This window comes from Thalassobellus sediminis (assembly GCF_044386045.1).
In the GTDB taxonomy this organism is placed as follows: Bacteria; Bacteroidota; Bacteroidia; order Flavobacteriales; family Flavobacteriaceae; genus Thalassobellus; species Thalassobellus sediminis.
Window position 1 is genome coordinate 321,119 of the sequence record NZ_JBISCD010000040.1, and the last position, 25,877, is coordinate 346,995.

Sequence of the window (25,877 nt, forward strand, 5' to 3'; positions counted from 1 at the left end):
GTTCAATCCCTAACGCAAAAAGTTAACAGACTTAGTTATCAAAATACCAATTAAATAAATCGGTACGAATTCCAAAATTAAACCACACCGTATCATTTTTAAACGTTGTGCTTGTTCTAGCTTCAGGATTAAAGTTTCTAACAGTAATATCTGTAAATACTTTTAAATTAAATGCCGGATTTACAATATAACCCGCTTGTAAATTTCCGTTAAATATATTTGTTTTAATACCTTGTCCTACTTCTACGCCTGTATCAAAAGGTCTATCATTATAATCTCTATAAATATCAGCTCCATAACTAAAATCATCAGTACCATCATTAAAATCTAAACCACGAACACCAAAAATAAGTTTCGCATCGGCATACCAACGTTTATAATTATAACGCCCTATAAAAATGGCTTCGCTAAAATTAGCACCCCATAAATGCGCCATAGATTGGTTATTATGTGCATAATTTAAAACAACCGTATTATGAGAATACGTAAAAGGACGCACTCGGTTATATTCAAACTGAAGCATTAAATTATCAACTTTAAAAGCATTAAAATATTTTACCCCAATTTGATACCCGAATTTATTTTTCCAACTTTTTTCTCCGCCTTTAATATCGCTTAACGAGAATTCATCTAGAATAAACTGACTGTAAATATTCACATTATCATTCCATTTATATTTTCCCGAAGCTCCTAAAATAGCATTTCCTGCGCCTTGACCTGTTTCAAACTCAATAGCCCTGTAAAATATAATAGGGTTTAAATAATTCACATCAAAACCTCTATCGTTACTATTAGTCCATAGCACAGATTCAAACAACCCAATATTTAATCGTTTAGACACATTCCAACTTAAATAATGATTGGCGATATATTTTGTTAAAAAGGCTTTATCATTTTCAACTTCGGGTCTTACATCTTTTAGCCACATCCATGTATTGGTATATTTTATTTTCCAAAACTTGGTATTCAATTTTAAAAATGGATGTGGACTTGCAACATCACTTAACAATAACGACCTGTATCCATCACCAATAAAATTTTTACCATGCCCAAATTGAACATTAATAAACTTTGCTGGCGTATACGACATATAAGCTTCTGCAACCGGATAATCATAAGAATCGGTTTTAAATCGTTTTGCAATACCACGACCAGGAATAATTGCTGGATCTGGACCAAAAGCTTTTAAACTTTCAGCATAATTGTTTACATATTGTGCAAAACGTCCTTGACTTTCAAAAACCGATGCGTAAAAATTAAACTTTTTACCCAAACCTCCTTGTACTAAAAAACCTCTGGTATTATTATATGTTGTATTAAATTCAGCATCGGTATCTTTTCCAATTTGTAAATCGAAAATAGGATCGATAGTAAACCAATAATCTTCACCCTGTAATTGCACTAAATGTTCATTCCAAAGTTTTCTTCCTGCCCAAGTGTCTGTTTCTTTTAATAACTTTTGTTTTTCAGCTTTAAAATCGTAATATTTTGAAACTTCCTCATAAACAAATGGTTTTGAAGCAGTATGACTGTTGGTTCCTATAAGATTCATTTGTCTATCAAACCTTGAGTAATCGCTATGGGTAAACTGAATATTTAACTGACTTTTATAAGCTTCGTTTTCAAAAACTTTTAAATCATCATTAACTCTATCAAACTCTGATTTTGCTTCCTGTTCTAATTTTGAAATTTCTTTTTCCTTTGCTAAATCTTGCGTTGTAACTGTTTGATTAACTAAAGGTATCTTAATTGGAATAGAATACTGCTTGTAAGTCTTTCTACCATTATAAGTAGCCGGTTTTATTTTTGAAAAGCTTGAAAAAACACGCTTAACTTCGGTTTTTAGCTCATCATACATGGCATCCACATAAATCACACGAAACACTCCTGTTGTATCTACTTCAAAAAGGACAATAACTTCACCTTTATAATTTTTATTTAAAACCTTTTGAGGTATTTTAAAATTCTCATAAATATGAGTAAATACATTTTTATCAAAACAATTTTGAAGAGAATCTATAGCGGCACTTTCACAATTTGAAAAAACTGGTGGCTTTTCGTAATAAGAATGACTTTGAGCATACATATTGTATTGAACTAAAAGTAGGAGTAGTACAATGTATTGCCTCATAATTTTATTAAAAGTTAATTAAATCCGAAAGATAGTATTTTTTAAAATACTGGTATAAAAAACCGCTATCATATTGAGATGATAACGGTTATAAGTATTTAAAATTGTAACTCTTTAATTCTGTACTTGAAACACTATAGGTATACTATAAAGAACTCCAACATTTTTATTATTCTGTTTTCCTGGAGTCATTTCTGGAATCATATTAATGACACGTTCTGCCTCTTCATCTAATTTTGGATGTGGTGATCTTGTTTTTATATTAGTCACACGACCTGTTTTGTCGACAGTAAATTGAACATCAATTTTTTGTCTACCAGATAAACCATAGTCTGAAGCAATATCACTTCCATCAAACTTCCTTTGAATAAGTTTTGTAATTTTTTGAGACAGACATTTACGTTTATCATCATTTGACTTTTTATTTTCACATCCTGGATAAACAGGCACATTTTGTATAAAAGCAACAGGAATATCGTCTATTTCTTTTGGTTCATCACTCACAATGACATCTGTTGGTTTTAATACTGGATCTGATTGTAATATTGGATCAGAAGTATCAGTAATAAAAATATCTGGTGTAGTATCTGGTACTTCAATAAATTTTTCTGTAGGCGCTTTAACTTTTTGCTCTACAGGCTCATTAACAACTTTAACCTCTGGTTTAATAATTGGAATACTAATAGATGAATCAATTTCAATTGGTGGTAGATCACCATACTTAGAAATTCTTGTTTCAAACTTCATCTCAAGCAAACCATAGGCTGCTAGTAAACACACAATTAATCCTACTTGGAAGTAAAGGGTGGAGTTTTTTTGTAAATTTGCATCATGCTTTTGTGATTTTTTCACGATTTGCTCATTTTGCCGAATGAGTTCGTGAGTTTTCTTTTGATTACTCATAATAATTAAAGTTTATATGTTAATATTATGATAAAGTCGCAATAAGCATACCAAAAAAGAAATCCCGTTACAAAACTTGTAACGGGATTTTATATTATAGATTCCTGTCATTCACAGGAATGACAAACTAACTAATCTTGTACTTGAAAAATAATAGGTAAAGAATATGGAACGTTTACTGGCTTACCACGTTGTTTCCCTGGCTTCATTTTTGGTAACATATTAATAACTCTTGCTGCTTCCTTTTCTAATGCTGGATGCGGAGCTCTTGCACGAATACCTGTAATAGCTCCAGTTTTATCAATTTTAAATATAACATTAATACGTTGTCTGCCACTTAATCCTAAATCACTTGCCAAATCAGTATTAAACTTCCTTTGCACAAATTGAGTTATTTTTTTAGACATACAATCTCTTTTCTTAGTATTACTGCCTTTTTCGCAACCTGGAAAAACTGGTACATTTTCAATAACAGAAAATGGCACATCAACATCTTCTTCTACTTCTCCAACTTCTACTTCTTCAACCTCAACAATCTCTGTTTCTTGATCAACTTCAGTAGATTCTATAACAGTTTCTTCAACTTCCTCTTCATCTTCTACAATCTCAATTACTTCAGGAGCTGCTGGAGGTGGTGGCGGAGGTGGAGGTGTTTGTAATTGTTCGGTAATTGGAATTTCTTCATCATCCAAATCATCTAAATTTAGTTGTCCTATATCAATATCAGACTTGTCATAAGTTTTGTAATTGATAGCAAAATTTGTTAAAAACAACATTAAAGCTAAGCCAATTGCGAAATAAAGTGAACTATTACGTCCAACATTTGCTTTAGGATTTTTTTTAGGTTCCATAATTTTTTATTGTTTTACTCAGGATTGCTAAAATAACTATTTATTTACCAAAAAAGCAAGCCTTTATATTTATTTAACGCCAATATTTTTTTTCAGAACTAAAACTAGAACTGTTAATAATACTCCTGATGAGTTTGCAAAAACATCATAAATGTCCATTGACCTGTAAACAGTTAATGTATCTTGTAACACTTCAATAATTATACCAAAAATTATTGAAATAACTGCAGCATAAGTAATTGCCTTTTTTTCTTTATAACTAAAATTGTATCGAAATGTACAAAACCATAAAAAGGCTAACAAACTATAGGCAAGAAAATGAAATATTTTATCTCCAAAACTTACTCCAATATCAGGAACATTATTAAGCTTTACTAAACTAGCATAAATTAATACGAGTGTATAAATTATACTTATTGCTAATGCTTTTTTTTTAAGCACCAATTAAAGCTTTATAATCATCAGCAGACATTAAACCATCTACTTGAGATATATCTGAACATTTAACTTTTATCATCCAACCATCTCCATAAGGATCAGTATTTACTTTTTCTGGCTCATCTTCTAGAGATTCATTAAACTCTATTATTTCACCTGATAAAGGCAAAAATAAATCAGACACCGTTTTAACAGCTTCAACAGTTCCAAAAACCTCTTCGGCTTCTAAAGTTTCATCAAGAGTTTCAACTTCAACATAAACAATATCACCTAACTCACTTTGTGCAAAATCGGTAATACCAATGGTAGCTATATCGCCATCTATTTTAATCCACTCGTGGTCTTTAGTATATTTTAATTCTGATGGAATATTCATTTTATTATTTTTAATTGTAGAAGACAAATGTATTTATTCAAACTTTAAATTCAAACAGAATATATGTTAATTACCAAAATTATATCTAATTGTTAATCCTGATCTGATAGTAGTTTGTGGAAACGCAGTAGATATGGCATATTCAGAGAATGTATAATCAAAATAAAAGATACCTGTTAAGTTTTTGCTAAAAGCATAATCGGCTGAATATTTTAATCCCCAGATAGTTTGACCCGAAGTAACTTGATTATTTTCTAAATCTAAATATCTAATAATGGTTTTATTATCTCTAACAGAAATATCTGCTTTCATATTTAAATCACTCACAATACGTTTACTTGGTCCTGCTAAATTAGAGCGAATACGCAAATCTTTAATTCTATAACCTAAGCCAATTATATATTCGTTGCCTAAAACTTCTGTCATCAAATTATTATCAAAACTTAATGATATCATTCTGTCCTTTTGAATTTCTGCTAGAATCTTAACAGAATTTTTCATTTCGAAATCAATTCTAACTAACGGACTAAACATTTCTGTTAAGTTGATATTACTAAATAATGTTTCGTTTTTAAAATTACCTCCTTGATCTAAAGCTTCAGGGTTATTACTATCATAATCTAAATTAGTTTGAAACTGATTTATGGTATATGTTGAACGATAGCCATGTGTTAATGAAAAACGCTTGAAACGTTTTTTAAACCATGCAAACTTCATAAATCCAGTATACTTTAAATCCCAGTTAGGAATTGGTACATCTCTAAAAGCACTGGTTTTAACCTGACTAGCATCTTGACCGGAATAAGCTGCCAAAAATGCTGGTAATAATACTGCTTGACTACTTTTTCCAAAACCTACAGGATAACCTGTATCTGGATCTGTAGGAAACGAAGTTGTTCCATAATACTTCTCTGCAAGTCTATTAGCTATTACAAGCCTATTACCCCTAAATTCGTTAAAAGCATCAGAGGTTGTTTCATTACTTTTACTAAATGCTGTTTTAATTAAAAGTGTTGAAATATTAAAATTCCCAAATGTGTTGGGTGTTAAAGATTGATATTCCAAATCGCTACCAACACTATTAACTCTAAAATTTTCAGTATAATTTTCATAATAAGTTCTATTACCTACAATATCAATTTTTAAATCTCTAACTGGTTGCAAACTAGCAGACATATCTAATTCTTTGGTATTGGTTGTGGTATATTGCTGGTTGAACTCAGGAAACAAAGTTAACCAACCTCTTCTTGCAGCTAAATTTCTTATATCACTTTGGCTTCCAAATGTAAATCCTGTGGTTGGTTTTAAGGTTCCTACAAAACCTGGTGTTTGTAAATATCCTGGTAAAAACGTTCCATTATTTTCTCTATAACTAAATTGAATTCTTTTAATAGTTGTTAAAATATCAACACCTGCATTTAATAATTTTGCCGCCGATTGGTTTTTTACTTTTGGTGTTGGATTTCCATTTTTCTGATTTACCCCTGGAGGTGCTCCTGCCGAATTTGCTCTGCTTCTTACTCTTCGAATAGGTTTCTTTACCAGGCCAATATATTTATACAACTTATTCATATCTAAAGTTGTATTTATATTATGCGTATTGGCATTTTGGATGGTATTTCCTAGATCAAATGTTCCTGTTAATTGATTGTTAGGGTCATTAGGATCTGTATAAGTAAGTTCTAATTCACCATATAAATCTGAACCTTTTTGCCATTGGAAATTACCACTGTATTGGTAAGTAGCATCTATAAAACTAAATGTTGGTATTTTATTAATTGGCAACTTATAAGTTATGCCTAAATCTTGAGATTGCCTATTTGGATCGCCAAAATCAAGAAGTCCATCCCAAACATCTAAAGTTTCATCTTGTTCTCCACGTATTAAATCGTTATCCTTATAATAATTTCTAACAATATTATTATTAGACGCAGTAAAATTAAACTGCAAAGCATCTGTTAAATTGTAATTAACACCATATTGAAAATCGAATGTGTAATTTCTTCTATATAATTCTTCAATACCAATATTACCTTGACCTAAATCGATTTCTCTAAATTTCTGACTATTAAATTGTCTGTTTAAATCTGTATTAACCGTAAAGCTTGCTGGTAATAAATTTAAATTAAAATCTTTTAAAATTTTCCAATACTTACCTCTAAACAAGGAGTCGTTCTTTTTAAAAGGCTCCACTTTTATAGGATTAAAATTGAATGCATAATTGGCTCCTAATCGCAATGTTTTATTAACCGAATTTTCAATTTCAAAATCTCGATGCTCAACCTTATTATATGAATAATTAAGTGTTAGGTTTTCTACATCGTAAAAACGCGGTTTAGCATCGGTAGTCCTAATTTTTCTAACACCAATAAAATTGATACTTTGACGCCTCGTATAATCTTCAGAATTTTGTTTTACCTGATCCCTTTCAGCATTTGTATTAGCAGCATCTAGTCTAGATTCTAAAGTTAAATCTTTGTAAAACTGATCGTATTTAGGCGTTATGAGTTCTTCACTTTGCCCATAATTAAATGGCACTTGAATACCCCATTTTTTTGGTAATATTTGTCCAACATTTATGTTGGTAACAACATCATATTGTTTAACATCTTCTAAACTACGCTGACTTGGACCTTGTTCTATAGAACCAAAACCCGATGTGCTCTGACTCCCTGTAGCACTTAACGTCATAAAGTCGGCAATATTAGTATCTAAACTAACAACAGCTGCCCAACCACCTTCGTTATCCATGTCAGACAAACGAAGTTCGTTATACCAAACTTCTGCACAAACATCGTCTCTATCTGTAGCATTTTTAACCCCAACCATTAAAGTTCTTATATCTCCAAAATTTGGATTTCCTTTTATACCCACCCGATGCTGTCCTGGTACATAACCACCAAATGGATCTGAAGCTAATACGACATCGCCATCTATAACATCATAAAATGTTGGATCTTCATTACCCAAGGTCATATCTGAAATACCTTGCGCTTTAATTTTTCCAAGAATTTCTATTGGCAAGTTGATTTCGTTATTTATTGGCCATAACCCTTCTCTACTTGTAGACGTTGAAATTTCTAAGGGTATTTCTATTTGATAATAATTCTCGGTAAGGTCATTACCTAATCTTATAAAACCAACTATATCGTTACTTTCTAATTGTGTTAATGATTCATTATCCTCTGCATGCATAAACATTCTCATGCGCTTAAATTGACGCATATCAACACTTATATTTTTATAAACAGCCTTAGAATCTTCAGCTTCTAAATTACAAACCTTTACCACTAATGATTGCTCATTCTGCGGAACAACCGTATTATTATTAAACAATTCTTCAGGCTCAATTCCTGGAGGTCTATCATAACTTCCTTCATTTTCTAGTGTACCAATAACACCTACAGAAAATTCTGTTTGAGGATCATCAGGTGTTGGGTCATTTTTATCTAAAGCTTGCGTGTAACGTCTCCAATCACTTCTAACTAAATCTAATGTTCCAAAACGAAAAACTGTTGGCTGGGAAAACTCTTTTAAAAAGATACGCGTAAAACGCACCGACCTTAAATCACTAATTCCTCCAACGGCTTTTGCATGTGCTCCTTGTACAGGAATTCTAAATTGATACCATCTAACATTTCTTGTTTCTCCATTTGGTAAAACACGTGGTCTATCTTTAAAATCTCTTAAAAACTCTTTTAATGGATTACTATTTGGTAAATTTTCAAAATCGGCTTGAGATTCTGGTAAATTTTGTCTTGTAAGATCTAATTCATATTCAAAATAACTATCAATCGTGTTCATAGTATTATCACGATTAATATCTTCTACATCTGGTTGTGTATTGGCTCCACGGTCTGTATTAGTAAATGTTTCAGGCGTATTACCTTCTACACCATTATATTTTTTATAGCGCTCAAATATATTACCCTCAGTATTTAAAAAGTAAGTATAATTATCGTTTGAAGGATCTTCTAAATTTTGAAACTCTATTGGCAGGTTTTCTCTTAAAGCAAAACTCCTTTCATCATCATCACTATACCCATCATAACCTACATCTTGATTTGTTCGTTCTTCTCCAGTAGTATCGAATGCATAAATTAGCGATTGATTTTGCGGTACAACTGTACCATAATCAGTTACTGGTAATAAACTTACATCTCCGTTTATAGGCAAACCATTTTCATATAATTTTCTACCATCTTTAACGATATCTTCTGAAATATTACCTAAATTAAATACAAGCTTTCCTCCAGGGTTTGTTTCATTATCTTGAAAAGGATCTTGTAACCAAAAATCTATATATTCTACATTTTGTTGTTCAAAATCTGTAGATGTTAATTGACGAGTAATACCTGCCCAGTTAGCTCTAGATTCAGTTGGACTTATACCATCTAAAGTTGTAGTATCAAAATTATAAGGGCCTCTCTCCTCTGGATAATAAGCTAAATCTAATGTAAAAAGCACAGAATTTTGCCCTTGCACTAATTCTCTATCAGGAAACAGCTCGTTTATAAATACACGACTCGTATATAAACTAGACATATCTTCATCTGTTATTTCATTTGGACGTTGGCTGCTGTAAAAAATAGGATCAATGCTATACCAGTTTAGCATCGCTCTGTTGTAACCACTTTCAATTCCTGTGATTCCATCATCTTCTCCATCACCATCTAAATCGGCAGGTCTACTAGATAAAAACCATGATTGTTGCGATCTTAAATCAATACCATTTTGAGAGCCTTCAAAATCATCAATATAAGACGTTGACTCTCCATTTAAATTAGTTCCTTTTGGTGCTCCTGGCGCTAAATATGCAAATTCGCCTCTAAGTGAAAAATTAGATTCTGCATCGGTATCTATATTAGGCAGCTTATTAGCTAGTCTTGTTAAGAAAGGCACTTTAGTTGCATAGTTGCCATTAAAACCAAAAATAGTATTATTTATAGGCTCTGTTCCATAGTTTGCCTTTTGTGTTATTGGTCGTTCGTTAAGATTTAATAGCGTTGCACCCAATACAAAATTTTCGTTAAACTTATGCTCTACATTAATACCTGTAAAACGTCTTGTTTGTTGTCCGAAAACAGCATTATTTTCTGTAGATACTTCAATAGGTGTATTTGATGCTTTTAAAGCTTCATCTAAAATTTGAACCGTTCCTGCTGTATAATTAACGGTATAATCGATCCCTTCTACCAACACACGGCCACCTGCAGTAACTCTTACCGAACCACGTGGCACATTAAAACTACCTATTGGAATACCATTATTTCCAGAAGATTTATAACGCCCTTTTAATTTAAACTTATTTTTCTCAACCTCTTCTAAAGCAGCTGCTTTTGTGCTACTATAAAGTATATCGTAAACATACTTTACTTGATTTTCGTTATACGTATTAGGGTCTGAATAATTTTCACCAGAACTAAGCGATAATTTTTTAAATAGAAATTCTCCAAATGGTTCTGCACTTGGAAAAATTATTCTTCCCGCTTGAGGAATAACCGTTATCCCTGGAACAAAATCGAAAAAACCATCTCCCTTTGATTGCGGGTCGTTATTAAAATTTAACTTATCTAAATTAAACACTCTTAATAAAGGTGTTTCGTCTAAAGGATCTTCATTTGTACCTGGAGCTGGAAACGCAGTAGTTCCAACAGGAGAAATAAAGTTTAATGGCGAAGCTTCATTATAAAAAATATTAAGTTTAAAATCATCTGAACTTAAGTTATAAGCACCTGTATCATAAATGTTTTTCATCATCAAATCCCAAACAGGCTGATTCACATTTGTGATACTACTTTTTAATAACTTTAATATTAAATTAGAGTTTACAACATTTGTTACATCTCCATTACCATTTGTAGTAACATTGGTTGCATCAACACCATCATTTGCAAATTCACCCACTTGATACACTTTACCACCAACCGTAAATTGAAACGCAACAGCTAAAACCTCATCGTTATTTAATCGTTGATTTAATGAGATATAACCTAATTGACTATTAAAAGAATATTCTTGTCCGTTTACTAATTTTCTAGCGTTTTCAATTTTATTATAATCTGAACCTTCTCTAACAACTGAAGATAATGAGCCAAAACCTTGTTGTGCAGTAGCAACATCTCTAATCTGGTCTGTTAAAATAGACCCAGACCCAATAGTTGTTGGATCAAAATCATTATTCTTATTATCTGGTAAAGCATTAGCACTATTAATAAATCCACCTGGAATTGGATCTAATAATAAGTTATCGTTATCTGGGTTAGCAGGGTCGTAAAAAGACTCCCCTAAATCTTGAATAGCTACTATATTTCTAACATTATCAGTTCTATTACTTCGGTTTGTCATCCAAACTTCAAGTCTTGTTATTTGTAAACCCTTAACATCAACAAAAGGATAATTTACTAAAGCTCTATCATAAGTATCTCTAAAGTATTGTGCTAAAAAGAAGTGTCTGTTTTCATCATAATCTCTAATAAATAAATCAAACTCTTCAAGTGTACCACCACCTTGCGACACAACTGTATTTGCCTGTGATTTTTGCTCAGAAAACACACCTGTAACAGTTGTTTTTCCAAATTGCAATTGCGCTTTTACACCAAACAAACTCTGTGCTCCTGTAATTAACGAGCTGTTTAAAGGCATACTTACATTACCAACTTCAATTTTTTGTATAATATCATCTTCCGTTGGCGTGTATTCTAACTTTATAAGGTTTTGAAAATCGAAAGACGACTGTGTATCATACTGTGCATTCACTTGCAACCTTGTACCTACTTTTCCTATAAGACTTAAACTAATTCTTTGATCGAAATCAAAGGTAAAATTACTTCGATTTCTTGGCGAAAAAGAAGGGTTGTCTTGTTTTGAAAATAATACACCTAAATCCATTTCAACAGAACCCTGAGGAATGACTTCAATAACATCACTTCCAAAAACACTCTTAAAGAAATCTGAATCTACATAAAACTCTGGTAATAGATTTTTTTGTCCATCGTCAGCACCATCTTTTTTACCATCAAAAGCATCTGTTTTTTCTTTGTAATAAGCTTTTAAATTTTCCTTTGCTACTAAAGCGTAATACTCTTTAGGTGTTAATATTATAGGATAATTAATATTAAAGCTCCCTATTTTTTCAGTATAAATATAACGATTGGTTGTAGCATCATAAGTATATTTAGATTCTACACTATTAGGGTTTGGTAGTTTAATAGTACCTAAATCAAAACCTGTTTTAACAGAGTCTTGAACTGCAGGTTGCTGAGACCAGCCGACTAATGAAAATAATAATGCAAAAATTAAAAAAGCACTTTGATTGCGCTTTATTTGACATTTCTTATTTGATTTATAAAAAATAAGGTTAGTTATACTCAAAATCTATTATAAATTTTTTAAAGCTTGTTTAATTATAGTTTCTACTGTCGCTTCTGGTTGTGCTATAACAATTTTATCTACGACACGTTCTGCCTGTTTTCTAACAAAACCAAGCACTTCTAAAGCAGATAACGCTTCATCTTTATTGGTATTGTCTTTAGACACAGAAACTTCATCAATATCATAAATTTTTAAGATTTTGTCTTTTAAATCTAAAATAACACGCTGTGCTGTTTTAGCACCAATGCCTTTTATAGACTGGATTAAAGCAACATCACTAGTAGCAATACCTTCTCTTACTTGCTTAGGCGTTAAAGACGATAACATAGTACGAGCAATACTAGCACCGATACCACTTACAGAAAGTAATAATCTAAAAATTTCTCGCTCTGCTAATGATGAAAACCCATAAAGTGTATGCGAATCTTCTTTTACTTGCAAATGAGTATATAACTTAAGTTTTTCAGTGTCTGATATTTTAGAAAACGTATGTAATGAAATATTTAACATATACCCAACACCATTACAATCAATAACAACATGTGTTGGATTTTTTTCAACAAGTTTCCCTTGAATATGTGTTATCATTTAGCTCTTTCGGTTAATGCATCAAATGTAATAAAATTATTTTCACTAAATTATTTAACACTAACCTTTTCTAACTCTAATTGTTCTTTATGTTGTGCATCAATTACAGCAATGGCGGTCATATTAACAATTTCATCTACACTTGCCCCTAATTGCAAAATATGAACAGGTTTTTTCATACCCATCATAATTGGTCCTATAGATTCAGCTTCGTTTAATTCTTTTAATAATTTATAAGTAATATTTGCTGAATCTAAATTTGGAAAAATAAGTGTATTTACTTTTTTACCTACTAATTTTGAAAATGGAAATTTCTCTTTAAGCATGTCTGCATTTAAAGCAAAATCTGTTTGCAACTCCCCATCAACAATCATATCTGGATAATGACGATGTAAATATGCTACGGCATCACGAACTTTTGATGCGTCAATATTTTTTGAAGATCCAAAATTTGAATACGAAATCATGGCCATAACCGGATTCATCCCAAACATTTTAACAACCTGAGAAGTCATTCTTGCTATTTTTATTAATTCCTTTGAACCTGGATTAATATTTATTGAGGTATCACTTAAAAATAACGGCCCACGCTTAGTCATCATAACATTGGTTGTTGCAATTCTATTAGCGCCTTTAGCCATACCTATAAGTTCTAACATAGGTTTTACTACCGATGGATAACTACGTGAATATCCAGAAATTAATGCATCTGCATCACCTTCATTCACCATCATAGCAGCAAAATAATTACGTTCTCTCATTAAACGCTCTGCTGCATAAAGTGTTACACCTCTACGCTTGCGTTGTTCCCAATATACTTTAGCATACTTATCTTTTCTATCGTTTTCTTCATCTGTTTTTGGATCAACTATAAGAATATCGGCATCAAAATCAATTTCTGCCATTAAATTTTTTATAGTTTCCTTCCTTCCTAATAAAATAGGAATTGCAACACCTTCTTCATAGACTATTTGAGCTGCCTTAATAACATCTAACTGATCTGCTTCAGCAAAAACAACACGTTTTGGATCTAATTTAGCTCTACTAAGAAGCAGCCTTACCATTTTATTATCAGAACCTAAACGTTCTCTTAATTTATCTCTATAAGCATCCCAATTTGCAATAGGCTTTTTAGCCACACCACTATCTATAGCTGCTTTGGCAACTGCTGGTGGTACTTCGGCAATTAATCTCGGATCTGTTGGCTTAGGAATAATATAATCTTTACCAAATGCTAATCTAGTTTCTCCATATGCTATATTTACTTGTTCTGGCACAGGTTCTTTCGCTAATTTTGCTAAAGCTTTAACTGCTGCCATTTTCATAGCTTCGTTAATTTTAGTTGCTCTAACATCTAAAGCACCTCTAAATATAAACGGAAAACCTAAAACATTATTTACTTGATTAGGATGATCACTTCTTCCCGTAGCCATAATAATATCTTTACGCGTTGCAATAGCAACATCGTAATTTATTTCTGGATTTGGATTAGCCATAGCAAACACAATAGGATTATTTGCCATAGACAACAACATCTCAGGAGATACAATATCGGCCATTGACAAACCTATAAATACATCGGCATTTTGCATAGCTTCATCAAGCGTATCTATTTTTCTATCTGTAGCAAACTCTGCTTTTTGAGATGACAAATTATCTCTATCATTTCTTATTACACCTTTACTATCTAGCATAACCATATTTTCTCGTTTAGCACCAAAATCTTGATATAAACGGGAGCATGAAATGGCTGCTGCTCCAGCACCACTTATTACTATTTGTACCTCTTCAATTTTCTTTCCTGCTATTTCTAAAGCGTTAATTAATGCTGCTGCCGATATTATAGCTGTTCCATGTTGATCATCATGCATTACAGGAATATCAAGCTCTTCTTTTAAGCGTCTTTCAATTTCAAAAGCTTCAGGCGCTTTAATATCTTCAAGATTAATACCTCCAAATGTTGGGGCTATGTTTTTAACTGTAGCAATAAACTCATCAACATTCTCAGTGTTAACTTCAATATCAAAAACATCTATATCTGCAAAAATTTTAAAAAGCAAACCTTTACCTTCCATTACAGGTTTTGAAGCTTCAGGACCTATATTTCCTAAACCTAGAACCGCAGTACCATTAGATATTACTGCAACAAGATTTCCTTTTGCGGTATATTTATAGGCGTTATCATTATCTTTTTCAATCTCTAAACAAGGTTCTGCTACACCTGGAGAATATGCTAAAGAAAGGTCTCTTTGTGTTGCGTATTTTTTAGTTGGAACTACTTGTATTTTACCTGGAGTTGGCAATTCGTGATATAATAAAGCATCACTACGTTTACTTTCTTTACTCATTAGAAATAATTATTAATAATTATATCTAGCAAATATAACAATCCTATACAAGGAAACCTTCAATATTTTGAATTATTGAAGGTACTTTTTTAACCAAAAATTATTAAATATTATCTAGTTATAATTAACAAATTGAAACAATATGGTATTAAAACGTAGAAATTTTTGAAATTTTATTTTCTGAATAAGTAACCGTAAACGTATGAGTTACAAGATTTGCTTTTAGTTGAGCATAATCATCGCCATTTTCCCATAAAATATCTAATTCGCTGTCTGATGTATCATTAATTTTTACAGTTCCTAAAAACGCTTTAGAAGTGTTTCTTAAACGAATGATTTCTAACTGATTTTTAACAATCTCTTTTTTAAGACCATCCTCAACATCTTGCATTGTTAAATTAGTCCTATTTATTTCTTTATGACCGCCACTTCCGCCTTTATCGGCAGCATTATAATCGTTAGCCCCTGCAAAAACATCTAAATACCACACCTGTGGCATCCCAGGCATAAACATTTGAATGGCTCTTGCTAATAATAATTTCTGTTCACTTTCTCCTAAAGCACTAAAAAAAGTAGCATTAACTTGATAGTAAGAAATCTTATTTCCTGAAGGATCATAAAGGTTTTTTACACGACCACCACGCTCCATAATTATACTCATAATAGCTTCAATCTCATCATCCTCTAACAAGCCTTTATTATAAACACCAGCAACTTCTTTCCCTTTTAAATCTAATACAGGTATTCCATCATGACACCCTAACATATTAACGGTTTTATAGCCTTTATTTATAATTTCTTTAGCCCAAGTCAAAAGCGCTTTACTTGTTCCGTTTTCTATGGTATGTATTGTTAATCCTGGTAAAAAGAAATCATAAATTTGATAGCCTTTATCTGCTACCTCATCGTGTAGATGCAATCCGTATTCGGCATGAATTTCTGGTAATAGTGTTAAATCATTTTTATTGGCAATTTGTTTTATACGTTCTAAATAATCCCAAGTACCAGGCTTATTAAAAAAATTGGTTTGCCCTATTTCTTTATGCAAATAAGCAAAGGCATCTAACCGTAATATAGAACAACCAAAATCGCTAACTTTTTTAAGTGTTTCTTCGTAGAAATCCCAAACTAATGGCGATTTCGCATTCACATCCATTTGACCTAAATAAGAACGATTTTGTTCTATTATGTTTAAAACAGCATCTTTAAACTCATTACTTTCCTCAAAATCAATCGTCTTAATATCTTCTTTACTATCAATAGCAATATTGGCCTTATAACAAATTAATAATGCTTTCTCATGAGAGAGTCCTTTAATGCTTTTTAAATCGGAAATCGAAATTTTATTATATGTTATTTGCTGATAAAAGGTATTCCAATATGGTTTTTCTGTACCATCAGGCAAACGCACTTTTAAAATAGGCAAACCTGATTTTCTCATAAATAATTTACTAAGAAATTCTTCATGAGGCACTACAATACCATCATCTCCCAGATCTCCGTTCCCTTCCCAAAAGGTGTTCCAATTAATAAAAAAATCTTTGTATTTTGATTGATTTCCGTGTTTTAATAAATCAGTAAATTGAGGAGAGGCAACAGATAAATGATTTAATACAATATCAAATTTTAATTTAATATTAAGACTTTCCAAATCTTTTAAATCCGCTTCAGAAACTAATTCCTTATTTAAATTATAATCTATAACTGAAAAGCCCCTATCTAAATCGCTATTAAAAAACGTTGGCAACACATAAAACAATGAAAACACATCTTTAAACTCAGGCTTTTTTAACATAGCAACTATGTCGCTCATATTACCACCTATACTGTCTGGGTATGCATTTAGCATCACACCATTAGCTATTTTATTTTCTTTTGACATTATTTTATTACTTTACAAAAGTTCTGATAGTATATTAATATTATCTGGCAACCTGCCTACATTTTGAAGTTTCAAAGCTGCTAATTGTAATGCTACTTCTAAACATTTCTCAATAGGTTTTTCTTTAATATAAGCGAATAAAAATCCAGACCAAAAAGCATCTCCTGCTCCAGTAGCATCCATAACATTTTCAATTTTTATGGCTGGTAACTGAATAATCCCTTTTCCTTTTTGAGACAATTTAACCCCTTTACTTCCTAAAGTTAAACACACAGTATCGACACCTTCTGAATGGAAAAAATTAAAAATATCGTCATGAGGCATTTCCTTTTCAAAAAGACGTAGCATATCATCTTCGCTAATTTTTATTAACGGATTAAACTTACAATAGGCTTTAATTACACGGAGTGCTTCCTCTTGACTTTTCCACAGTTTTTTAGCATAATTCACATCAATGCTTAATTTACAACCTAAATCAAAGGCTTCTTCGGCCTTTTTTAAAATGGTTGACTGCGCTGGATTTTCACTTAACGCAAAACAAGTTGTGTGAAAGATATTGGTTCTTGAAAGTATTTCAGTCGATATTTGGTCTTCATCAATACAATAATCAGCTTTTCTAAAAGGAATAAAATCTGGTGTACTATCTGTTCTCGACACAAAAATAACGCTAGTAGGTTTGTCATCTATTTTATTAATATTGCTAGTAACAACACCTACTTCGTTAAGTCTTTCAAAAATATATTCTCCAAAACCATCGTCTCCAACAGTTGCTATCATCATTGCATTTAAACCAAGCCTAGCAGAATTCATCGCTACATTCGTAGGAGAGCCGCCTAGGTATCTATGGTAATCTCTTGTGTTATTAATCTGTACTCCAGATTGGTGACCGATAAAATCAACCAGGACTTCGCCAACACATAGAATATCTATATTCTTCATAAAAATTAAATATTATAAGGTACTTAATGCGCTGTTGGCGCTATTGTTATATTATCAGCAAACTTTTTAGTCTTAATAAACAGTGTTAAAACAGCACTAATAATTAATAACACCCCTGCAAAAGTGATTGCATTACGAGGATCATTATTCAAGAAATGTTTTAAAACATAACCAAAAGACAATGTTTGTATAATCATAGGCACTACAATCATCATATTAATGATTCCCATATAAACGCCATACCTCTCTTTTGGAATTTCTGAAACTACCATTAAATATGGAATACCCATCATACTTGCCCAACCAATACCAAACCCTGTAATTGCGAAAAACAATAAATTCTTGTTTTCTATATGCGGAAAAGCTAAGAAACCTATTGCCGCGATAAGTAGACAGAAGGCATGAACTTTTTTTGCACTGTATTTTTTTGCAAATCCAACTAAAGCAAATGCTACTAAAAAAGTAACTACATTATACCAACCATTAACTAACCCCGTCCAACTTACAGCTTCACTGTAAGCTTCTTTATTATCTGGCGTAGCATTCCAAACTGAAAGCGCTACACTTTTTGATGAATTTTGCCAATAACAAAACAAGGCATACCATTGAAACAAATAAACTAATGCTAATTGCCACATAACTTTTGGCATATCTTTAATAGCTCCAAAAATTTCTAGCAAAGGACCTAAAACACTTCGTTTTTCACTTTTAAGTTTTGTTAATTCTTCTGCTGTTGGTGGAATTTCTTTGGTCTTACTAATACTCCATAAAATTGTAGCTATTGAACAAAAAGCGCCCAAGAAAAAGGATGCATAAACCCATTTTGGCAATGAGCCTGTCATGCCAACAAAAATTAAAGGAAAAATAAATAACGATAAATTAGCTAAAACCTGTCCAAAGCCAGTAAAAAAACTTTGCATTTGAAAACCTAACGGTTGTTGTTCATCATCTAACTTATCTGCAATTAATGCTCTATAAGGTTCCATTGCTGTATTATTACCAACATCTAGAATCCACAACAAACCTGCTGCCATCCATAAAGTACTACTAAACGGAAATGCTAGTAAAGCTATACTGCATAAGATAGCTCCAATTAAGAAAAAAGGCTTTCGTCTTCCAAATTTAGGACTCCATGTTTTATCACTTAATGCTCCAATAATAGGCTGCACTAACAATCCTGTTACTGGACCAGCAAGATGTAACAATGGTATCTGATCTGGACTCGCTCCTAAAAAATCATAAATTGGTGTTACTGCACTTTGTTGCAAACCAAAACTATACTGAATGCCAAAAAAACCAACATTCATATTAAGTATTTGCCAGAAAGTTAACTTTGGTTTAGTTATTTCCATCTTTACTATTTTTGGTTATTAATTTTTTAAGAAACTCTTCAAAATCAGTAGGAGTATTCATTATCAATTTACCACCTAAATCCACAACTGGTAAAGACAAATTATCAAGTGAAATACCTGCTTTTTGCAGTTTAATGATCATTTCTCTTTGCTTTTCTATATTTACATCAACATCATAATATATAAATTCTATTTTCCTTTCCTTTAAATAAGTTTTAGTATCAATACAATAGTGACATGTATCGCTACCATAAACTATTATTTTTTCTTGCTTATCAAATTTAGTAGCACTATTTATATTTTGAGAACTACTTTCAAGAGAAACAAAAAGAACAATTATCAATACTAAATATTTCATGTGTTTATATTTTTTGTGATTTACTAGTCACATGTATTATCCATTAAATCATTTCATTAGTCATCGTGATTTAGTTATCGATATTTCTTATTCATAAATTTAAAAGCTTGTAAAATTAAATTAATAAAAAGGGTTGACATTTAGTGAGAGATTACATCAACCCTAATTACTAATCACTTAAAAAACCAAACAAACTTTTTGCTATTAATAATCACAATCTGTTAAAATTTATACTGTAAAGAAATGGTCGAAGAACTACCACTAATTGATCTTGCTCTTACTAAACGATTTCCACCAAAAGCTCCATCGCCGTTACCTTCAACTTCTGTTATACCGACAGTATCAAAAATATTATTCATACTTAATACTAACGAAAGACCTTCTGTTAAACCTACTCTTCCTATTAAATTAAAATATGCATAAGCTGGCATTACTAAATCATTATCATCTTGAGCATACGACTTAGAAGTTCCTAACATACTTAAAGCAATACTATGCTGACTGTTTTCACCAAAATTATAAGAAGGTGATACGTTGTAAACTAAATCGGCTTGTCTTCTTGGAGTATTTCCTTTATTGTCACCACCATCAATTTCTGCTTTTGTCCAAGTAAAAGAACCATTAACAGAGAAGTTATCTCCAAAAGCTAAAGCTGTTTCAGCTTCTAAACCTAAAGCTTTAAAAGGATTACCAACTGTTCTGTTTAATTCGTTACTTAAACCCTCATCGGTATTACTCATAAATCCTGTTAAGTTAAGCACACCATTTTTTAATCTTTTCTTGTAACCAACTTCTAATTGAGATACTTCATCATACTGCACATCTGCTTTTCCATCTATTCCATAAGAATTTCTATCGGCTGCTCTACCAGAAGCACCAGAACTGTATCTTGCAAAAACAGCTGCACCTTCATCTAACTTATAGTTAAGACCTGCAGAAAACGACACAAAATTATAATCATCATTAACAATTTGACCAGCATTACCTGCAATTACAGGAACAGATTGCTCAATACCTTGTATTACACCATCACCATCATAATCGTAATTACCCTGACTTGTTGGTCCTCCTGCAATGTTACCAGTTACTTTAACATTTTCAAAACGCACACTACCATCAAAGTTTAATTTTTCAGTAATATCTGCATCAACACCAACATAAGGAGAATTTACATTATGTACTGTATTGTATTTACGCTGACAACAGTTACCCCAAACTGGCGTTCCATAAGAATATTGACCATTTCTTGAAAAACCATCAAAATCGGCTAATCTAGCTTGACCTCCTCCTTTAACTTCAGAAAGGAAAGAGTTCCATTGCCATCCAATTTTAGTGTTTTGAGTTGCTGTAAATAAACCAGCAGTTACTCCAACATTATCACCAAGCTTTTTAGATACTTTTACATCACCAAAAAAGTTACTTAAATCATCAACTGTTACATCAAACATGTGTATAATTTGAGCTAATCCGTTAGATGGATTGAAAGCTTCTCTATCGCCGTCTGCATAAACTAATGGTTCAGATCCTGCACCTGCTGCTGCTCTAGCAGTTGCATCAATTTCTGAAACCGTACCAACAGCAGCTGTAAATGGTGCAACCCATTCGCCACTATTATTAGAATATCTTCCTTTAGCTGCTAATTTCCAACCATCACCTAAATCAAAAGAAAACTCAGCTCCTAAAGATTTAGAAATAGGGTTATTTCCATTTCTAACATCATTTACATGTGTTCCACCACCATCAAAAGGAGACGTTCCAGCACTTTGTTGTAAATAAGCAGATTGTACTGCATCATTAGTAATATCGAAACCAGGAAGATTAGAAAAAGTTGGATTTGCATTATCGCCTTCTAATAACATTGGCATTGGTAAATACATTACCGATTTATCGTTTAAAAACTTAGCATAAACACGCACATATCCGCTTTCAAATCTTTTAGTAAGATTCGCTTTAAACTGTCCACCTTTATTACCTTGGTAACCAATTTCTCTTGGACCTTCTCCACTTCTCATAAAGCCACCAATATGGTATGATAAACCTTCACCAATTGGTGCACCGTATTCAAAATCTAATCTGCTTGTTTGGTAATCTAATCCAAAAGTTGTCCCGAAAGAACCACCTTCAGTAGCACCTGTTTTACTAATCATGTTAATAATACCTGCTGGCCCATTAGATGTTTGTGTAGATGCAGAACCACCTCTAATAGCTTCAACTCGACCAACATTTGAATCAATTCTTAAAAAGTTATCGGCATTTCCAAAAGACGTATCACCAAATAAGTTTAAAGGCAAACCGTCTTCTTGAATTTGAAAGTATCTTGATCCCCCAGAAGAAATTGGCACACCACGCACATTAAAGTTAGCATTACCTTCACCACCCGAAGATTCTGCACGTATACCTGGTATATTTCTAAAAAGCTCACCTGCACTTCTTGGAGATGCTTGCTCAATAAGTTTCACATCCATAGTAGAAACCGATACACTCGATTCTAATTTAGATTTTGGATTTACAACCCCAGTTACAACAATCTCGTCTAACGATGCTGCATCTTCTTCCATAGAAAAACTTACTGTAATATCGCCTCCTTGTGCTTCAACACTTTTTGTAAAAGTTTTGTAGCCAATAAAGGTTGCTATTAATGTGTACGTTCCATCTTCTACATTAGCAATAGTGTAGTTTCCATCAAAATCGGTAACCGAACCTTTTGTAGTACCGTCCAAAATAACGTTTACGCCTCCAAGTGGCACACCGCTTTGATCATTAACTGTTCCAGAAATCGTTGATTGCGCAAAAATTGCCGATACTGAAAATAACATAAAGAGTAAAAAACTCCATTTAGTTTTAGTTGAATTCATTTTGTCTTAAATTTAGTTATTTAATAAAATATTTAGTTAATTTTTAGCTAATTTATAACCATAGGTAACAAAAAAAACGAAATTAACAACGAAAACGTTTTCGAAAACACCGAAAACGTTTTCGTTTTTGATTTTTTTACTATATTTAGCATTAAGAAATTAATTAAATTTTATGAAACATTCATAACTAAATTTTCGATACACAAGAAAATGATTAAATGAATGTTACATATGACCGATTAAAACAACAATTATAAGCACATGAAACCAGTAACTTTAAAACAAATAGCAGAACATTTAAACATTTCAGTTACAACTGTTTCAAAAGCATTAAAAGATTATCCTGATGTTAGTAAAAAAACAAAAGGACTAGTTAAAGAGTTAGCTAAAACACTAAACTACAAACCCAACGCTTTTGCGGTTAATTTAAGAACCAAAGAATCTAAAACTATTGGATTAATTATTCCCGTAATTGTTCACCATTTTTTCTCTAGTGTCATTAAAGGTATTGTAGCACAAGCAGAAAAAAAAGGTTATTTAGTTATAATTCTACAATCTAACGAGTCTTACGAACTTGAAAAAAAACAAATTGATTTATTATTAAGTCATCGTGTAGATGGTATTTTAATATCCATAGCCAATGGCACTGCTAATTTTAATCATTTAACCGATGTAATTGCTCTAGATAAGCCACTCGTAATGTTTGATAAAATAGCCAAAATTGTAAAATGCTCAAAAATTATTATAGACGATCGAAAAGCAGCATACGATGCAACACAACATTTAATTGATACTGGTTGCAAACGTATTGCACATTTTAGAGGTCCGCTTTTACCTCAAAATTCTATAGATAGATTTCTTGGTTACAAAAAAGCACTACTAGATAATAACATGCCTTATGATGCCTCTTTAGTTTATATATGCGAATGTGGTGATATTAGTTTTGAAGAAGGCAAAAAAAGTGCCCAACAACTATTAAAAGATCATAATGATGTTGATGGTATTTTTATAAATACCGACTTAGTTGCCATTGGAGCATTAACAGAATTTAATAGACAAGGCGTTAAAGTTCCAGAAGATATTAGTATTGTTGGTTTTAGTAATTGGTTTATGTCATCGGTTATATCTCCAACCTTAACCACCATAAATCAACCAGGATACGACATGGGAAAAACAGCCTTTAAACAACTTTACAAAGAAATTAAAGCAATTAAAAAAAACAAGCCAATTACACCAAAAACCATTACATTAGAAACCGCTCTAGTAAAAAGAGAATCTACAAACTAAGTTATATAATTTAATTGGGCGTTACCACAAGGGTCGGGCTTTCTCTACTCGCTTCCTCCTATCGTCGGCGAGCTCAAACAAACCGTTCAATCCCTAACGCAAAAAACGTATTCAATTGAATATTTATACTATTTCTGTATTATTTCAAGAAGTAAATATTTCGTTGTAACCCAGAAAACTTAGTACGCTTTACTGCCGATTTTTGAAACACCTTACTAAACACATCTTGAGTTATCTCTTCCCAATCTTTTTTAGTCATAGAAAGTAATTCAGGATGCGGATTAAATAAAGGCTCGCTATGTGCTTTTGAAAACCGATTCCAAGGGCATACATCTTGACATACATCGCAACCAAACATCCAATCATCAAACTTACCTTTAAATTCAGTTGGAATATTTTCTTTTAATTCAATAGTAAAATAAGAAATACATTTACTTCCATCAACCACATAAGGTTCGGTAATAGCTTCTGTTGGGCAAGCATCAATACAAGCAGTACAAGTACCACAATGGTCTGTTGTAACCGAATCGTATTCTAAATCTAAATCAACAATAAGTTCTGCTATAAAATAAAACGAGCCTACTTGTTGGGTTAATAAATTACTGTGTTTCCCTATCCAACCTAAACCACTTTTTGCAGCCCAAGCTTTATCTAACACAGGTGCAGAATCTACAAAAGCTCGTCCATGCACTTCTCCTATTTCTTCTTGAATAAAATTTAAAAGTGATTTTAATTTATGCTTTATTACATGATGATAATCGTTACCATAAGCATATTTTGAAAGCTTAAAACTATCATTATTTTGAGTTTCTTCAGGATAATAATTAAGCAATAACGAAATAACACTTTTAGAACCTTCAACCAATTTTGTTGGGTCTAAACGCTTATCAAAATGGTTTTCCATATATTGCATCTCACCATGCATATTATTCTTTAACCATTTTTCTAATCGAGGTGCTTCTTCTTCTAAAAAAGCCGCTTTACTTATACCACAAGATAAAAAACCGAGGCGTTTGGCTTCGGTTTTAATAAGTTGCGTGTGTTTAGTTTTATTATTTATCAAAACAAACCACCTTGAGTTGGTCCTTTTACTTTTCCTAAATGCTTATATGCTTGCTCAGTAACTTCACGCCCACGAGGTGTGCGCATAATAAAACCTTGTTGTATTAAAAAGGGTTCGTAAACTTCCTCAATAGTTTCTGTACTTTCACTTACTGCAGTAGCAATCGTTGAAAGTCCCACAGGACCGCCTTTAAATTTCTCAATAATAGTTGTTAGAATTTTATTATCCATTTCATCCAATCCATGCGCATCTACATTCAACGCTTCTAAAGCAAACTTTGCTATTTTAATATCAATAGAACCATTTCCTTTTATTTGTGCAAAATCTCTAACACGACGCAACAAAGCATTTGCTATTCTAGGCGTACCACGACTTCTTCCTGCAATTTCAATAGCTGCTTCCATAGAAATAGGCATATTTAAAATACCTGCACTACGTTGCACAATGGTGGTTAGTAAATCGGTTTTATAATATTGTAATCTACTTTGAATTCCAAAACGTGCTCGCATGGGAGCAGTAAGTAATCCGGAACGTGTGGTTGCTCCAACTAATGTAAACGGATTTAAATTAATTTGTACAGATCTAGCATTGGGGCCAGATTCAATCATAATATCAATTTTATAGTCTTCCATAGCGGAGTATAAATACTCCTCTACAATAGGACTTAATCGATGTATTTCATCAATAAACAAAACATCACGTTCATCTAAATTAGTTAACAAACCAGCTAAATCGCCTGGTTTATCTAATACAGGTCCAGATGTTACTTTAATACCTACATCAAGTTCACTTGCTAATATATGCGCCAAGGTTGTTTTACCTAATCCTGGAGGACCATGAAACAACGTATGATCTAAGGCTTCTGTACGTAAGTTTGCTGCTTGAACAAAAATCTGTAAATTTTCCAACACTTGATCTTGCCCTGTAAAGTCATCAAAAGCTAAAGGTCTTAACTTTTTTTCTACATCAAGCTCTTCTGGAGAAAAATTATCGTTTGTTGGATCTAGGTTTTCGTTCATGTTTGATGCCTTTCGACTGCGCTCAAGGTGACATTTAGGTTCAATTTAAAAAAGATACCCGCCTTTACGGGAATGACAAAAAGTTCGCTAAAAGCAAATATAAACAAAAAGCC

16 protein-coding genes are annotated in these 25,877 nt (G+C 32.2%); 1 reads left to right on the forward strand and 15 read right to left on the reverse strand.

Annotated elements, in window-relative coordinates; all coding sequences use genetic code 11:
• Positions 1-31: 31 nt before the first annotated feature.
• The 13 genes from ACH5TW_RS08210 to ACH5TW_RS08270 form a co-directional block, all read right to left on the reverse strand.
• Positions 32-2,131, reverse strand: a complete 2,100-nt coding sequence (locus ACH5TW_RS08210; protein WP_439336023.1) for a gliding motility outer membrane protein RemB — start codon at positions 2,129-2,131, stop codon at positions 32-34.
• Between the two features lie 114 nt (positions 2,132-2,245).
• On the reverse strand, positions 2,246-2,983 hold the full coding sequence (locus ACH5TW_RS08215) for an energy transducer TonB (RefSeq protein WP_439336024.1): 738 nt from the start codon (positions 2,981-2,983) through the stop codon (positions 2,246-2,248).
• 182 nt (positions 2,984-3,165) lie between these two features.
• Complete coding sequence (locus tag ACH5TW_RS08220; protein WP_439336025.1) at positions 3,166-3,885, reverse strand: energy transducer TonB; 720 nt, start codon at positions 3,883-3,885, stop codon at positions 3,166-3,168.
• 69 nt (positions 3,886-3,954) lie between these two features.
• Positions 3,955-4,326 (reverse strand): VanZ family protein, encoded by a 372-nt coding sequence (locus ACH5TW_RS08225; RefSeq protein ID WP_439336026.1) that lies wholly within the window; start codon positions 4,324-4,326, stop codon positions 3,955-3,957.
• Complete coding sequence (gene gcvH / locus ACH5TW_RS08230) at positions 4,319-4,699, reverse strand: glycine cleavage system protein GcvH (RefSeq protein ID WP_439336027.1); 381 nt, start codon at positions 4,697-4,699, stop codon at positions 4,319-4,321. Before gcvH ends, ACH5TW_RS08225 begins: the two co-directional genes overlap by 8 nt.
• Before the next feature lie 66 nt (positions 4,700-4,765).
• Entirely contained in the window at positions 4,766-12,073 is a 7,308-nt protein-coding gene (gene sov, locus ACH5TW_RS08235; RefSeq protein ID WP_439336028.1) for a T9SS outer membrane translocon Sov/SprA, read from the reverse strand.
• A 6-nt stretch (positions 12,074-12,079) separates the two neighbouring features.
• Positions 12,080-12,661: a Holliday junction branch migration protein RuvA gene (gene ruvA / locus ACH5TW_RS08240; protein ID WP_439336029.1), complete on the reverse strand. Its 582-nt coding sequence runs from the start codon at positions 12,659-12,661 to the stop codon at positions 12,080-12,082.
• A gap of 50 nt (positions 12,662-12,711) precedes the next feature.
• The gene (locus ACH5TW_RS08245) at positions 12,712-15,009 is read right to left on the reverse strand and encodes an NADP-dependent malic enzyme (protein WP_439336030.1); all 2,298 of its coding nucleotides are present in this window, start codon (positions 15,007-15,009) and stop codon (positions 12,712-12,714) included.
• Positions 15,010-15,157: 148 nt separating this feature from the next.
• Positions 15,158-16,891, reverse strand: a complete 1,734-nt coding sequence (locus ACH5TW_RS08250) for an alpha-amylase family protein (protein WP_439336031.1) — start codon at positions 16,889-16,891, stop codon at positions 15,158-15,160.
• A gap of 12 nt (positions 16,892-16,903) precedes the next feature.
• Positions 16,904-17,830 (reverse strand): carbohydrate kinase family protein, encoded by a 927-nt coding sequence (locus ACH5TW_RS08255; protein WP_439336032.1) that lies wholly within the window; start codon positions 17,828-17,830, stop codon positions 16,904-16,906.
• Between the two features lie 23 nt (positions 17,831-17,853).
• On the reverse strand, positions 17,854-19,182 hold the full coding sequence (locus tag ACH5TW_RS08260) for an MFS transporter (protein ID WP_439336033.1): 1,329 nt from the start codon (positions 19,180-19,182) through the stop codon (positions 17,854-17,856).
• A complete protein-coding gene (locus ACH5TW_RS08265) occupies positions 19,169-19,540 on the reverse strand; it encodes a glutaredoxin family protein (RefSeq protein ID WP_439336034.1) in 372 nt (123 codons plus the stop codon). Before ACH5TW_RS08265 ends, ACH5TW_RS08260 begins: the two co-directional genes overlap by 14 nt.
• A gap of 221 nt (positions 19,541-19,761) precedes the next feature.
• Entirely contained in the window at positions 19,762-22,395 is a 2,634-nt protein-coding gene (locus tag ACH5TW_RS08270) for a TonB-dependent receptor (protein ID WP_439336035.1), read from the reverse strand.
• A 261-nt stretch (positions 22,396-22,656) separates the two neighbouring features.
• On the opposite strand from ACH5TW_RS08270, the gene ACH5TW_RS08275 reads away from it, so the two are divergent.
• Positions 22,657-23,682 (forward strand): LacI family DNA-binding transcriptional regulator, encoded by a 1,026-nt coding sequence (locus ACH5TW_RS08275; protein WP_439336036.1) that lies wholly within the window; start codon positions 22,657-22,659, stop codon positions 23,680-23,682.
• A gap of 139 nt (positions 23,683-23,821) precedes the next feature.
• Here ACH5TW_RS08275 and queG read toward each other — a convergent pair whose 3' ends face one another.
• Together queG and ruvB are read right to left on the reverse strand one after the other, a co-directional pair.
• Positions 23,822-24,742 (reverse strand): tRNA epoxyqueuosine(34) reductase QueG, encoded by a 921-nt coding sequence (gene queG / locus ACH5TW_RS08280; protein WP_439337500.1) that lies wholly within the window; start codon positions 24,740-24,742, stop codon positions 23,822-23,824.
• Positions 24,742-25,764 (reverse strand): Holliday junction branch migration DNA helicase RuvB, encoded by a 1,023-nt coding sequence (gene ruvB, locus ACH5TW_RS08285; protein ID WP_439336037.1) that lies wholly within the window; start codon positions 25,762-25,764, stop codon positions 24,742-24,744. Before ruvB ends, queG begins: the two co-directional genes overlap by 1 nt.
• Positions 25,765-25,877 lie beyond the last annotated feature (113 nt).

Excerpts from the sequence above, each read along its gene's own strand:
- ACH5TW_RS08210 (WP_439336023.1), bottom strand. The coding sequence starts at position 2,131 with ATGAGGCAATACATTGTACTACTCCTACTTTTAGTTCAATACAATATG.
- ACH5TW_RS08220 (WP_439336025.1), bottom strand. The coding sequence starts at position 3,885 with ATGGAACCTAAAAAAAATCCTAAAGCAAATGTTGGACGTAATAGTTCA.
- gcvH (WP_439336027.1), bottom strand. The coding sequence starts at position 4,699 with ATGAATATTCCATCAGAATTAAAATATACTAAAGACCACGAGTGGATT.
- ruvA (WP_439336029.1), bottom strand. The coding sequence starts at position 12,661 with ATGATAACACATATTCAAGGGAAACTTGTTGAAAAAAATCCAACACAT.
- ACH5TW_RS08245 (WP_439336030.1), bottom strand. The coding sequence starts at position 15,009 with ATGAGTAAAGAAAGTAAACGTAGTGATGCTTTATTATATCACGAATTG.
- ACH5TW_RS08250 (WP_439336031.1), bottom strand. The coding sequence starts at position 16,891 with ATGTCAAAAGAAAATAAAATAGCTAATGGTGTGATGCTAAATGCATAC.
- ACH5TW_RS08255 (WP_439336032.1), bottom strand. The coding sequence starts at position 17,830 with ATGAAGAATATAGATATTCTATGTGTTGGCGAAGTCCTGGTTGATTTT.
- ACH5TW_RS08260 (WP_439336033.1), bottom strand. The coding sequence starts at position 19,182 with ATGGAAATAACTAAACCAAAGTTAACTTTCTGGCAAATACTTAATATG.
- ACH5TW_RS08265 (WP_439336034.1), bottom strand. The coding sequence starts at position 19,540 with ATGAAATATTTAGTATTGATAATTGTTCTTTTTGTTTCTCTTGAAAGT.
- ACH5TW_RS08270 (WP_439336035.1), bottom strand. The coding sequence starts at position 22,395 with ATGAATTCAACTAAAACTAAATGGAGTTTTTTACTCTTTATGTTATTT.
- ACH5TW_RS08275 (WP_439336036.1), top strand. The coding sequence starts at position 22,657 with ATGAAACCAGTAACTTTAAAACAAATAGCAGAACATTTAAACATTTCA.
- ruvB (WP_439336037.1), bottom strand. The coding sequence starts at position 25,764 with ATGAACGAAAACCTAGATCCAACAAACGATAATTTTTCTCCAGAAGAG.